The following is a 13,253-nucleotide window of genomic DNA, read 5'->3' as shown; positions in this document are numbered from 1 at the left end:
AGACGGCCATGAGGTTGTCTGCATTGCAAGCAAAAGGGGAAAGAAATGGGTATTTGCAACCAGAGAACCGTCGTCATCACCGGTGCAGGCGGTGGCCTGGGCCGCGCTTATGCGCTGGCCTTCGCGCAAGAAGGTGCAAATGTGGTGGTCAACGACATCCGTGCCGAAGCCGCCCAGGCCGTGGCCGAGGAAGTCAAGGCCGCTGGTGGCAAGGCGCTGGCCAACACGGGTGACATCACCACGGTGGCCGGAGCGCAATCGATTCTCGATGCGGCACTGGCCGCCTTTGGCGATGTGCAGGTCATCGTCAACAACGCGGGCGTGCTGCGCGACCGCATGTTCCTGAGCCTGTCCGAAGAGGACTGGGATATGGTCATGCGCGTGCATCTGCGCGGACATTTCTGCATGGCCAAGGTGTTTGGCGGCTACTGGCGCGATCAGAAGAAGGCCGGCAAGGACGTGGATGCGCGCATCATCAACACCAGCTCCGGCGCGGGCCTGCAAGGCTCCATAGGCCAGAGCAACTATGCTGCAGCCAAGGCCGGCATCGCCGGTCTGACACTGGTGCAGGCCGCGGAGCTGGCGCGCTACGGCATCACAGCCAACTGTCTGGCACCTGCTGCGCGCACCTCCATGACCGAAGGCGCCATGCCCGATATGGTCAAGAAGCCCGAATCCGGCTTCGACGTCTGGGACCCCATGAACGTGGCCTCCATCGTCGTCTGGCTGGGCAGCAGCCAGTCCAGGCATGTGACGGGCCGCTGCTTCGAAGCCAAGGGCGGCGAGCTGTCCGTGGCCGACGGCTGGTTCACCGGCAAGATCAATGACAAGCAGGCGCGCTGGGAGCCTGCCGAGCTGTCAGGTGTGGTCGATCAGCTGATCGCCGAGGGCAAGGCTCCTCAGAAGGTCTACGGGACCTAAGCAGAAGAATCAGCCGGGGCATGGGCCCGGCCTTCCCATTCGATGAAGAACTCAGGACGCGAGCCATCATGGATTTAAGTCTGAACGAAGAACAAAAAATGATCGCCGAGAGCGCCGCGGTGTTTCTGCAGGAAAAAAGCAGCACGGCGCAGGTGCGCAAGGTTTCTGAAACCGAGGGCGGGCTGGACCGTGCCCTGTGGCAGGAAGTGCTGGACATGGGCTGGTGCAGCGTGGCCCTGCCCGAAGCCGCAGGTGGCATGGGTCTGGGCTGGCGCGAGCTGGTGCTGCTTCAGGAGCAGATGGGCTATCACCTGGCCTGCGTGCCATTTTTTGACGCTGTCGTCGCAGTGACGCCGTTGTGGCAAGCGTTGAGCCAGACCGGGCAGGGTCTGGGCGTGGTGGAGCGCCTGGCGGCCTCGGGCCGGATCTGCGTTCTGGGCATGACGGTGCGTGGTGAGCTGCCCGCGGCCGCGACCGTGAAGCTCGAAGGCGATGCGCTGGTGCTCAATGGCCAGTGGAGTCAGGTGGGATCCGGAGCACATGCCGATGTGTTCCTGCTGCCCGCTACTCTGCCTTGCGGCTCGCTGGCCCTGCTGGAAGTGCATGCCAAGGAAGAAGGTTTGAGCGTGCAGGCGCTGACTACGGTGGACGCCACACGCAGCAGTGCCGATGTCATGGCCGTTAATGTGAGATTGACTGGCGCTGCCGTGTTGATGCATGGCGAGGCGCTCAGGAGCCTGTGGGCGCAGACCCGCAATCTGGCGGCCATCGGTTTGGCGGCTGAACAAGTCGGTGTGGCCGAGCGCGCGCTGAATCTGGCCGTGGAATACACCAAGGAGCGTCAGCAGTTCGGCAAGGCCGTGGGCAGTTTTCAGGGCGTCAAGCACCGGGCAGCGCAGATGCTGGTGAAGGTGGAGACCGCTCGTTCTGCCGTCTATGCTGCAGCTTTCATAGCTGATGGCGCCGACGTCACGAGCGATCTGAGCTACTTCGCGGCTCAAGCTCGCACAGATGCAACGGAGGCTGCTCTCTTTTCCACGCGCGAAAGCATTCAGTTGCACGGCGGAGTGGGATTCACCTGGGAGTTTGATCCGCATCTGTTCTTCCGCCGCGCGCAGGCATCCAGCCAGCGCATGGGCACGGTGGAGCAGTGGCGCGAGCTGGTGGCTGCGCGTTTGTTGGACGAGAGCGTGACGGAGGCAGCATGAAGATGCAGGAGTCGGAAATCAATGAAGCCTTTCGCGCTGAAGTGCGTGAATGGATGGCCCAACATCTGACAGGGCGGTTCGCCCCGCTCAAGCATGCCAGCGGTCTGGGTGCTGAAGGTTATGACGCGCAACTGGCCAAGGAATGGGAGCAGGAGCTGGCCAAGGGCGGCTGGACCGGCCTGGGCTGGGAGACCCGGTACGGCGGCCGCAACGTCCCGCTGGCCCAGCAAGTCATCTTCCACGAGGAGTATGTACGCTGCGGCGGTCCCGGCCGCATCGGTCATATCGGCGAGACCCTGCTGGCCCCCACGCTGATGGCTTTTGGCACGCCCGAGCAGAAACAGCGTTTTCTGCCCGGCATTCTGGCCGGTACCGACTATTGGGCTCAGGGCTACTCCGAGCCCGGCGCGGGCTCCGACCTGGCCGCGATTCGCACCAAGGCACGCCGCGATGAAGCCACGGGCGAGTGGGTGATCGACGGCCAGAAGGTCTGGACATCGTGGGCCCATGAATCCGAATGGATTTTCGTGCTGGCGCGTACCGAAGAGGGCAGCACCCGTCACTCGGGTCTGAGCCTGCTGCTGGTGCCCATCAACCAGCCTGGCGTGGAAGTGCGTGCCATTCGCCAGATCACCGGTGGCTCGGAGTTCAACGAAGTTTTCTTTGATGGCGCACGCACCGAAGGCACCCTGCATCTGGGCCCCGTGGGCGATGGCTGGAAGGTCGCCATGTATCTGCTGGGCTGCGAGCGCGGTGCATCCACGCTGGGTCAGCAGGCACATTTCCGCCATGAGCTGGACCTGATCATAGCCCTGGCCAAGCGCAATGGCGCTGCCCGCGACCCGCTACTGCGCCAGCGCCTGGCCAAGGCCGATATGGGTCTGCAGACTCTGCGCGCCCATGCGCTGCGCGCAAGCGATGTGAGCACGCCCTTCCGTGTGGCTTCCGTATCCAAATACGCATGGTCCAACTGGCACCGTGATCTGGGCGAGCTGGCCATGGATGTGCTGGGCGAGCAGGGCGAACTGGTGCTCAGGGATCCCGCGTTCAGCGCTTTGCAGCAGCTATGGCTGGTCAGCCGTGCCGACACCATCTATGCAGGCACCAACGAGATTCAGATGAACCTCATTGCCGAACGTGCACTGGGCATGCCGCGCTGATCGAACGCGCCTGCTCCTTGGTCATTGGAGTAGGTGAATACGCTGAGTGGCTCCAAAGAAGATGCTGTGAACCGCGGGTTCTCCCTGGTGGTTTGCAGCATTTTCTCCTTTGAAATGTCCTCCCAGCGACATTAGGGAATGACCTATCGTCCAAAGTGACGATGCTGCAGCGCAGCGGCGATCGGAAGATCGAGGCAACTACTTTTGAATGACAAATGACTAGCGCTCCCTCTTACGTTGCTCCCCACGGCCTGCTCAAAGACAAAACTGTGCTCGTTACCGCTGCTGCTGGCGCCGGTATCGGCTTTTCAGCTGCAAAACGAGCAGCAGAGGAGGGCTGCAAGGCCTTGTTCATCTCCGACGTGCATGAGCGTCGGCTGGCCGAAGCCGTGGAGCAGATCAAAAAAGATACGGGTTTGTCCCAGGTCTTTGGCAAGCTCTGCGACGTGAGCAAGGAAGAGCAGGTGCAGGCGCTGATCTCCGAAGCCGACAGCGCCATGGGCGGTATCGATGTGCTGATCAATAACGCGGGTCTGGGCACCAGTTGCAAGGTCGTCGACATGGGCGATGACGAGTGGAGCAAGGTCATCGACATCACGCTGACCGGCACCTTCCGCATGACGCGCGCAGCGCTCAAGCTGATGCAGCCACGCGGCAAGGGTGTGATCGTCAACAACGCCTCGGTGCTGGGCTGGCGCGCCCAGACCGAGCAGGCTCATTACGCGGCAGCCAAGGCGGGCGTGATGGCCCTCACACGCTGTTCGGCGCTGGAAGCGGCCGAATTCGGCATCCGCATCAACGCCGTGGCGCCTTCCATCGCCATTCACGCCTTCCTCAAGAAGTCGGCCTCTGAAGAGCTGCTGGCCAAGTTGTCCGAGAAGGAAGCCTTTGGTCGGGGTGCCGAGCCCTGGGAAGTAGCCAATGTGATGATCTTCCTGGCCAGCGACTACTCCTCGTACATGACGGGTGAAGTGGTGTCCGTCAGCTCGCAGAGGGCCTGAGCATGAATGCAGTCGCAGACAAGATGCTGTTTGACTCGGCAGCCTCGGTGCAGGCATCGGTGGGGCGTCAACTGGGCGAGACCGAATGGGTGCAGATCACGCAGGAGCGCATCAATCAGTTTGCCGATGCCACGGGCGATCACCAATGGATTCACGTGGACCCCGAGCAGGCCAGGAACGGTCCGTTCGGCGCCTGCGTGGCCCATGGATATCTGACGCTGTCTCTGGCCAATCTGTTTTTGCCTCAGCTGGTCAGCTATCAGGGGCTGAAGATGGGCGTCAACTATGGTTGCGAGAAGGTGCGTTTTCCGGCTCCGGTGCTGGTGAACAGCTTCGTGCGTGGCAGCGGCGAGGTGGTGGCGGCGACGCCTATCGGAGAAGACGGCGTACAGGTCACGATCCGAATCACCGTACAGGTCAGGAATCAGGATAAACCCGGCTGTGTGGTTGAAACCATCAGCAGGCTGTTCTTTATCCGGGAAAATTGAGTGTGTGCAAGCGCCTGCTTCGGCGGGAGATTGCATTTTTTGTGAAGAGGGATGAGCTGCCGACAGAGTGGCCGACCTCGATACGGCAGCAAAAGCTGCCCAGGGCGCGACGAAAAGAAAGTTAGGAGACAAAGACATGAAAGACGCAGTCATCGTTTCGACGGCACGTACCCCCATAGGCAAGGCTTACCGTGGTGCCTTCAACGACACCGAAGCTCCGGTGCTGGGCGGACACGTCATTCGCGCGGCGCTCAACAAGGCGAACGTGGCTGGTGCGGATGTGGATGATGTCATTTTGGGCATTGCCGCGCAGCAGGGCACGCAGGGCTACAACCTGGGGCGTCTGTGCGGCTATACCGCCGGCCTGCCGGAATCCGTGGGCGGAATGGTGATCGATCGCATGTGCGCATCGGGCCTGATGAGCATTGCCACGGCTGCCAAGGGTGTCATGACCGGCGAGATGAATATCGCTGTGGCCGGCGGGCTGGAGTCCATTTCCCTGGTTCAGAACAAGTACAAGAACTCGTACCGCGCCCAATCGAAGGCTGTGCTGGCCGCAGAGCCCACAGCCTACATCCAGATGATAGAGACGGCCGAGCTGGTCAGCCAGCGTTACGGCATCAGTCGTGAAGCCCAGGACGAGTACTCGCTGCGCAGCCAGCAGCGCGTGGCCGCCGCACAGGCTCGTGGCCTGTTCGACGATGAAATCGTGCCGCTGACCACGGTCAAGCAGCTGTTTGACAAGGAAGGCAATGTCACCGGCAGCGAGGAAGTCACGCTGACCCGCGACGAGGGCAACCGTGCCGACACCACGCTTGAGAATCTGGCCAAGCTCAAGCCTGTATGGAAGAGCGGCCAGTGGGTGGAGCAAGGCCAGTTCATCACGGCCGGCAATGCATCCCAGCTGTCCGACGGTGCCAGCGCCTGTGTGGTGATGAGTGCCGACGAAGCCCGCAGTCGCGGCCTCGCGCCTCTGGGCATCTATCGCGGCGTGGCCGTGGCAGGCTGCCGTGCCGATGAAATGGGGATCGGCCCCGTCTATGCCATCCCCAAGCTGCTCAAGCAGCATGGGCTGACGGTTGGCGACATCGGCCTGTGGGAAATCAACGAGGCATTTGCCTGCCAGGTGATCTACAGCCGCGACAAACTGGGCATTCCCGATGAGCGCCTGAACGTCAACGGCGGCGCGATCTCCATCGGCCACCCCTTCGGCATGTCGGGCGCACGTCTGGTTGGTCACGCCCTGCTGGAGGGGCGTCGCCGCGGCGTGCGTTTTGTGGTTGTGAGCATGTGTATTGGCGGCGGCATGGGCGCTGCCGGCCTGTTTGAGCTGAGCTGATCCGATCTGTCTGCAACCAACCTTCAACCAAGGAGTTGAACATGATGGACAGCGCTTTCGCCAAGATGGGTTTTTCCACCTACACGCCAAGTTCCATCGCTTGCGTGATCAAGGATGTGCCCATATTCGACACCCCGACCCCCGTGCGCGCATCGGCCGATGCACCCTTCGTGAGCGCCGAGCAGTTCAGTGCGCTGATCAGTCAGCTCTATGAAGCTGCCATGGATCCGGAAGGCTGGAAGCCTTTTCTGGAGACTCTGCGTCTGCAACTGGGAGGCAATTACGCCTCGCTCATAGTGCGCCCAGGCTCCGCCGATGATGTGGGGCTGATCGTCTCGGCCGCAGGCGACCGCCGCGATCTGATGCCGAACTGCCCCAAGATCAGCATGAGCCCGTTTCGCAGCATGCCTACCGATCGTATCGTGACCGTGGGGGATGTGATGCCCGAGTCCGAGTGGCGCGCTTCAAGCTACTACAACGACTGGTGCAAGCAGCTGCAGGTGTTCCACGTGATGGCAGCCGACATCGTCACCAAGGACAGTTGCGTCTACGGTCTGCGCATCACGCGGCCCGAAGGTGCCCCGGCTTTCAACAAGCAGGAGCGTGCCTTTGGCTCCATGATGCTGCCGCATATCAAGCGCGCGTTGAACCTGCATCTGTCGGTGAACCAGGACCGTCAGGTCATCTCCCTCTACAGCAAGGCCACGGCCCAGCTGATGGTGGGGGTGGTCATCCTCGATCAGAACGGCAATGTGCTGGAGTGCAATCCCGCCGCGGCCAGCATTCTGGACATGCAGGACGGTCTGAAGATCTCCGGCGGCATGCTGGAGGCCAACTACGCCAATGACAACCGCAAGCTGCAGCGCCTGATCAAGGATGCGCTCATGCATACACAGGTCTCGCGCCTGTCCATGACCGAAGGCATGTCGGTCAGCCGGCAGTCCGGCCAGCTCAACTGGGGCGTGGTGGTGCAAAGCATTTCTCCCGACGAGTGGACCGAGGGCAAGCAGCGCCCCAGTGTCGCCGTCTTTGTACGCGACACCGGCGGCAAGGCAGACCCTCCCGTGAAGCTGGCTCAGCAGCTGTTCCAGCTGACGCCGGCCGAGACTTCGCTGGCCATTCAACTGGCCAATGGCCTGTCGCTGGAAGAGGCCGCCGAAGCGCTCAACATCCGCCGCAACACGGCGCGAGCCCATCTGCGCTCCATCTTCTCCAAGACGGGGGTGCGCCGCCAGACCGAGCTGGTGCGCATCTTCCTCAACAGCGTGGCCTGGCTGGGGAACAAGTGACGACGGTTGGTGGAAATAAAAAGCGGGCTTCGGCCCGTTTTTTGCATATGGCGCAGATCCGGGCAGTTTGCTTTCGACAATGACCGTGCAAAATACCTCGCGACAGCATGTCGATGGGAGGCCCGGATTCCGGTTGCTCGTGACCGGGCATAGGGCGGCCGTGACTCATTGAAGGCGAGGCCGGGACGAAATGGCGCCGATGCAGAAATGACTTTCCGGTTGGAGGCAAGCCCAGCGAATGAGCTCCATGCACTCCCTGGCGAAATCTTCAGGCTCTTGAGTCTGCTTGCGCACAGCTTGTCCGTGCAGGATGGTCCTGTGGTCTCCCAGGCTTGCTTCTCATAGATTCCATCCACGCCAGTTCAATCGTTTGAAAACAAGCTGGCGGTCGCGGCGCGAATGCCGGCCAGAGCAAGATAGCCCCCGACCCTCACCAGAGAAACCCAGGCAGAATGACAGGGCGCGGGGCGAGTATTCGGTGTTCCTACGGAAGAAAGCACTTGCATGGCTCAACAGAAGAAATGTGACCGGCTCGCTCAAATAAAGCAACGACATGAAACTATTTCGCAAGTCTGCTTTTGATCACTTCAAATTCATTTCTAGTGCGCCTTATGCAATGCTCTTGGTGGGAGGGGTTATTGCGCTGTCGATGACCGCGATCTGTACCGTAGTCCTCTACCAGAGTCGACTGGATGCAATGGAGCATGCGATAGAAACATCGCGCAATGTTGCCCTTCTTGCTGAAAATGACGTGGTTCGGAACTTCGAGCTCTATGCACTATCGTTGCAAGCCGTAGTCGATGGACTCAACGATTCCGAAGTGATGGCTGCCTCGCCGCATTTGCGTAATGCGGCCTTGTTCGACAAGGCCGCGACCGCGACCTATCTGGGATCCATCCTGGTTCTTGACGCAGACGGAAAAATTGCCCTCAATGCAGGGGCCGAGAATTCGGTGAACGGGCATTACTCGGATCATGACTTTTTCAAGGTGCACAAGGAAAGCTCAAGCATCGGGCTCTACGTGGGGGACCCTTATTCATCCGCGCTGCATGGCGGTTCCCTGAGCATTCCTCTGAGTCGTCGGATTTCCCATGCGGACGGCTCTTTCGCCGGCATTGTGCTGATCGATGTTCAGCTGGAGTACTTTCAGAAACTGTTCTCCGCGCTTTCGCTGGGCAAGCATGGATCGCTGGCCCTGATCAGAAAAGATGGCGCCATGATGATGCGTCAGCCCTTCGATGCCAAGGTCATCGGGCGCAATATCCGCAATGCAAGCACGTTCCAGCAGTTCATGTCGGCACCCGAAGGCAGCTTTTCGGATACGTCGTACCTGGATGGCGCGCAGCGCGCGTACTACTTCAAGAATCTTCCGAGCTTGCCATTCATCATCATGGTGGCGAAAGCGCATTCCGATATCTACGCAGTCTGGCGCCAGCGCGCCTTGCTGATTGCCTCCGTCATGGGAACGCTCACCATGGCTTTCATCGGCCTGTCCTTCGCGTTCGGAGTGCAGCTCAAGCGCCGCATGCGCGCAGAGTCCGAACTGGCGCTGCTGGCGCGTACCGATGGACTGACCGGCCTGAACAACCGCCGCAAGCTCGACGAGATCATCGAGCACGAGTGGCACAGGGCCAAAAGAAGTCACAGCGCCTTCTCGCTGCTGTTCGTGGATATCGACTGGTTCAAGGCCTACAACGACACCTACGGACATCAGGCCGGGGATATGGTTCTGGCGACCGTGGCCAGATGCATTGCCAGCAATATCCGGCGCCCCGAGGACAGTGCGGCCCGCTATGGGGGGGAGGAATTCATCGTGGTGCTGCCGGACACGACCCTGGATGGAGGCGCGCTGATTGCCGAGAACATCCGGGAGGCAGTCTCCGAGCTTGCGATTGCGCACACCGGAAGCGAATTCGGCTGCATCACGGTCAGCATCGGTTGTGCGGCCTGGGTGCCGGGCAAGGATCTGGACGTGCAGGAGGTGCTGCGTTCGGCCGACAAGGCGCTGTACGGCGCCAAGATGACCGGGCGCAACAAGGTCGTTCTATCCAGCACGTCTGCGGCATAGCGCCGCAGCCGCTCTGGTGACTTGGGGCTTGGCCTGCATGGCAGCGTCCACCCCGGCAAAGCAAGTTGCCTGAATAGTGATAGCTGCTATCGCCTGATATACATGGATTTCAATATGAAAAATATCTGAAATCTAGTCATATAAAGCGAGAGTAGCTATATTTTAAGTAGCTTCCATCCAGTGAACCGCTTGGTCGCCTCGCCGGCTGCTCAGGCACAGGCCTTGCTCTCGCGCAGCGCCGCTATATCGGCCTGGGCATAGCCCAGGGACGCGAGCACGGCATCGGTGTCCTGGCCGATTCTGGTTCCCGGTGTGGGGCTGCGCGCAGGGGTGCGTGAAAAGCGTGGGGCCGGCGAGGGCTGGCACTGGATACTGCCGTCCACTTCCAGATCGACGAACAGATTGCGCCGGGCGTTGTGCGGATGAGCGGGTGCCTCGGCCAGGCTCAGCACCGGGGCAAAGCAGACATCGCTGCCTTCGAGCTCTTCGCTCCACTGTGCCTGCGTCTTCCTGCGCACGATTTCGGCCACGCGGGCCTTGACTTCGGGCCAGTCGGAGCTTTGGTACTGGCGCCTGGGGTCCACATCGGTCAGGCCCAGCTTCTGCAGCTGCAGGGCATAGAACGGCGGCTCGATGGCGCCCAGGGTGATGTGCTTGCCATCTGCGCACTCGAACACTTCATAGAAGGGTGAAGTGTTGAGAAAGTGATTCTGCGCGGGATCGTCCTTCCAGTAGCCCATGCCACTGCGCATCTGGTGCATCAGGCCACTCATGGCGCTCACTCCGTCGATCATGGCTGCGTCCACCACCTGACCCCTGCCGGATTGACGTGCCTCGTGCATGGCGCACATGATTCCGAACAGCAAGAACATGGCACCGCCCGCCATATCGCCCACGATGGTGGGCGGCAGCACGGGCGCCTGGCCGGGGCGCATGGAGGTGGACATCACGCCCGTCAGCGCCACATAGTTGATGTCATGGCCTGCGGCCTGGGACAGGGGGCCGGTCTGGCCCCAGCCGGTGACGCGGCCAAAGACCAGGCGGGGCGCGCGGCGGGCGACTTCCTCGGGGCTGAAGCCCAGGCGCTCCATCACGCCGGGTCTGAAGCCCTCGATGAGCGCGTCGGCAGACTCGATCAGCTTCCAGGCGGCGGCGCGTCCGCCCTCGGACTTGAGGTCCAGCGCGATGGACTTCTTGCCCCGGTTCTGCGCCATGCGCGGGTAGCGGGATGCCGCAGCATGGTCTGCGCTGCGCTCGATGAGAATCACTTCGGCACCCATATCGGCCAGCATCATGCCGGCAAAGGGGGCAGGGCCGATGCCTGCAAATTCGATGACGCGCATTCCGCTCAAAGGCCCTGGGCTCTGGCCTTGGAAAGGGTGTTCTGTACTCAAGTCGGTCTCCTGTTTTTGTCTGCGACTTTTCTATCTTGTTGATCCTGCCGGTTTTGGACCCGTCCGTTTGGAGTATGTCCAGGGTGAAAGCCAGGCCAACACTGGACATTCCATAAAAAAAGGAGAGCAATACATGTTCAGGCTGGATGGGAAAGTGGCGCTGGTCAGCGGCGGCGGGCGCGGCATGGGGTTCGGCATCGCGCAGGCGCTGGCTGCGCAGGGCGCACATGTGGTGGTGAACGACTTTCATCAGGACCGTGCCGAGAGTGCGGCACGTCAATTGTGCGAAGCGGGATTGAAGGCATCGGCCCAGGCGGCGGACCTGACGGATCGCGCCGCCATCTTTGCCATGGTCGAGCGCATCCAGGCCGAGGTCGGTGTCGTCGATATCTTTGTGCACAACGCCGGCATCCCGGCCCAGGGCTGGGGCTACACGCCGTTTCTGCAGTCGCCCGAGTCCGAATGGAACGCCTGGCTGCAGCTCAATCTGCATGGGTTGATGCATGCCTGCCAGGCTCTGCTGCCCGCCATGCAGGAGCAGGGCTGGGGGCGCATTGTGGCCATCAACTCCGACGCGGCGCGCACGGCCACGGGCATGGGGCTGTGTGCCTATGGTGCGGCCAAGGCGGCAGCGATTGGCTTCATTCGCAATCTCTCGGGCGAAGTGGGCCCGCACGGGGTGACGGCCAACGCTCTGTCGCTGGGCACCATGAACAATTGGGAAGGCTCGGAGAAGATTGCCAGAAAGGGCACGTCCGTGGGCCGGGCCGGATCGCCCCAGGATGTGGGGGCGGCCGTGAGCTATCTCGCATCGACCGAGGCTGAGTGGGTCAACGGCCAGGTGCTGCCGGTCAACGGCGGTGGTCTGGTGGCCTGAGTTCAGCAGCCGTCCTCAACAGCCTTCCGGTGGTTCAAGCCGGGAGGCTTTTTTGTCGCTCATGAGACCGCGAGCTGCGGCACCGAAGGCGACAAAGCCCCTGCTGGGGGCATTCTGGCGGCGCAAACCGGCTTTCGCACCCACAGAGGCCGGCCATGTGCCACCAGGGGCGGATGCGACCGGTTTTTCTCATAGTCTGCCCCTAGTCCGAATCAGGTAGGTTTGGGCAAAAGCCGTATGGCAATCTGAATAAGAACTCGATAACAACCTGGTGATGTGAGGAAAGCAGATGGAGGCATTGATCTTCGACCATGTCCGAACCCCCCGAGGCAAGGGCAAGCCGGATGGAGCGCTGCATGAGGTGACGCCGGTCTGGCTGGCCGCGCAGCCGCTGGTGGCGCTGCGTGAGCGCAATCGGCTCGATACGGCGGTGGTGGACGACGTGGTCATGGGCTGCGTGGTGCCCGTGGGCGAGCAGGGCGGCAATGTGGGCCGCATGGCGGTGCTGCAGGCCGACTATGCGCAGAGCGTGGCCGGCGTGCAGCTCAATCGCTACTGCGGCTCGGGCCTGGAGGCGGTGAGCTTTGCTGCAGCCAAGGTGATGGCCGGCCAGGCCGATATGACGATTGGCGCCGGTGTGGAGATGATGTCCCGCGTACCCATGGGCTCCGATGGCGGCGCCTGGGCGCAGGACCCGCAGCTGGCCAGCAAGACCTATTTCGTGATGCAGGGCATCTCGGCAGACTTGCTGGCATCGCTGCGCGGCCACAGCCGCCGTGATCTGGACGAGTACTCGGCCGAAAGCCACCGCCGCGCGGCCAAGGCCTGGACGGAAGGTCGCTTTGACCAGTCTGTCGTTCCCGTCAAAGACTTCCTGGGCATGACGCTGCTGGAAAAGGACGAGACCATTCGAGCCGAGACCACCGCCGATTCGCTGGCCGCCCTCAAGCCCGCTTTCACCGAGATGGGCCAGAAATACGGTTATGACAGCGTGGCGCTGCAGCGCTATCCGCAGGTCGAGCAGATTCACCATCATCACCATGCAGGCAACAGCTCGGGCATTGTCGACGGTGCGGCTGCCGTGCTGATCGGCACGGCCGAGGCCGGTGCCAGGCAGGGCATGAAACCCAGGGCCCGCATCCGCGCCTTTGCCAGCATCGGCTCCGAGCCGACCTTGATGCTGGACGGCCCGGCCCATGCCGCACGCAAGGCTTTGGCCAGGGCGCGCATGCAGGCTTCGGACATCGATCTGTGGGAGCTCAACGAGGCCTTTGCCACGGTGGTGCTGACCATGATGGAGGAGCTGGACATTCCCCATGAGCGCATGAACGTCAACGGCGGAGCGATTGCCATGGGCCACCCGCTGGGGGCCACCGGCGCCATGATTCTGGGCACGGTGCTGGACGAGCTGGAGCGCAGCGGCAAGCGCACGGCGCTGATCAGCCTGTGCGTGGCTGCGGGCATGGGCTCGGCCATGATCATCGAACGCGTGTGAGTGAGGGAGCAGA

General features: G+C 61.8%; 11 protein-coding genes. 10 read left to right on the top strand and 1 reads right to left on the bottom strand.

The window, feature by feature from the left end; all coding sequences use genetic code 11:
- The first annotated feature begins 45 nt into the window (after positions 1-45).
- The 8 genes from EIC84_RS19155 to EIC84_RS19120 all read left to right on the top strand — a co-directional run bounded on the left by EIC84_RS19155 (position 46) and on the right by EIC84_RS19120 (position 9,474).
- Positions 46-921: an SDR family oxidoreductase gene (locus EIC84_RS19155; protein WP_004341307.1), complete on the top strand. Its 876-nt coding sequence runs from the start codon at positions 46-48 to the stop codon at positions 919-921.
- Positions 922-989: 68 nt separating this feature from the next.
- Positions 990-2,129: an acyl-CoA dehydrogenase family protein gene (locus tag EIC84_RS19150; RefSeq protein WP_223305661.1), complete on the top strand. Its 1,140-nt coding sequence runs from the start codon at positions 990-992 to the stop codon at positions 2,127-2,129.
- Positions 2,126-3,289, top strand: a complete 1,164-nt coding sequence (locus EIC84_RS19145; protein ID WP_004341303.1) for an acyl-CoA dehydrogenase family protein — start codon at positions 2,126-2,128, stop codon at positions 3,287-3,289. The genes EIC84_RS19150 and EIC84_RS19145 overlap by 4 nt, the downstream gene beginning before the upstream one ends.
- Before the next feature lie 215 nt (positions 3,290-3,504).
- Positions 3,505-4,290 (top strand): SDR family oxidoreductase, encoded by a 786-nt coding sequence (locus EIC84_RS19140; RefSeq protein WP_012837482.1) that lies wholly within the window; start codon positions 3,505-3,507, stop codon positions 4,288-4,290.
- Positions 4,291-4,292: 2 nt separating this feature from the next.
- Entirely contained in the window at positions 4,293-4,778 is a 486-nt protein-coding gene (locus tag EIC84_RS19135; RefSeq protein ID WP_004341299.1) for a MaoC family dehydratase, read from the top strand.
- A gap of 136 nt (positions 4,779-4,914) precedes the next feature.
- Complete coding sequence (locus EIC84_RS19130; RefSeq protein WP_004341296.1) at positions 4,915-6,117, top strand: acetyl-CoA C-acyltransferase; 1,203 nt, start codon at positions 4,915-4,917, stop codon at positions 6,115-6,117.
- Between the two features lie 41 nt (positions 6,118-6,158).
- The gene (locus EIC84_RS19125; RefSeq protein WP_004341294.1) at positions 6,159-7,406 is read left to right on the top strand and encodes a LuxR C-terminal-related transcriptional regulator; all 1,248 of its coding nucleotides are present in this window, start codon (positions 6,159-6,161) and stop codon (positions 7,404-7,406) included.
- 616 nt (positions 7,407-8,022) lie between these two features.
- Complete coding sequence (locus EIC84_RS19120) at positions 8,023-9,474, top strand: sensor domain-containing diguanylate cyclase (protein ID WP_034363660.1); 1,452 nt, start codon at positions 8,023-8,025, stop codon at positions 9,472-9,474.
- Between the two features lie 209 nt (positions 9,475-9,683).
- On the opposite strand, the gene EIC84_RS19115 is transcribed toward EIC84_RS19120, so the two are convergent.
- The gene (locus tag EIC84_RS19115; protein WP_004341290.1) at positions 9,684-10,817 is read right to left on the bottom strand and encodes a CaiB/BaiF CoA-transferase family protein; all 1,134 of its coding nucleotides are present in this window, start codon (positions 10,815-10,817) and stop codon (positions 9,684-9,686) included.
- 184 nt (positions 10,818-11,001) lie between these two features.
- Here EIC84_RS19115 and EIC84_RS19110 point away from each other — a divergent pair, with 184 nt between their 5' ends.
- Both EIC84_RS19110 and EIC84_RS19105 read left to right on the top strand, forming a co-directional pair.
- Entirely contained in the window at positions 11,002-11,745 is a 744-nt protein-coding gene (locus EIC84_RS19110; protein ID WP_004341288.1) for an SDR family NAD(P)-dependent oxidoreductase, read from the top strand.
- A gap of 289 nt (positions 11,746-12,034) precedes the next feature.
- Positions 12,035-13,240, top strand: a complete 1,206-nt coding sequence (locus EIC84_RS19105; RefSeq protein WP_004341287.1) for an acetyl-CoA C-acetyltransferase — start codon at positions 12,035-12,037, stop codon at positions 13,238-13,240.
- The last annotated feature ends 13 nt before the right edge of the window (positions 13,241-13,253 follow it).

This window comes from Comamonas sp. A23 (assembly GCF_004522605.1).
In the GTDB taxonomy this organism is placed as follows: Bacteria; Pseudomonadota; Gammaproteobacteria; order Burkholderiales; family Burkholderiaceae_C; genus Comamonas; species Comamonas thiooxydans.
Note: the sequence above shows the minus strand (reverse complement) of the source record. Positions and strands in the feature narration are given on the sequence as shown.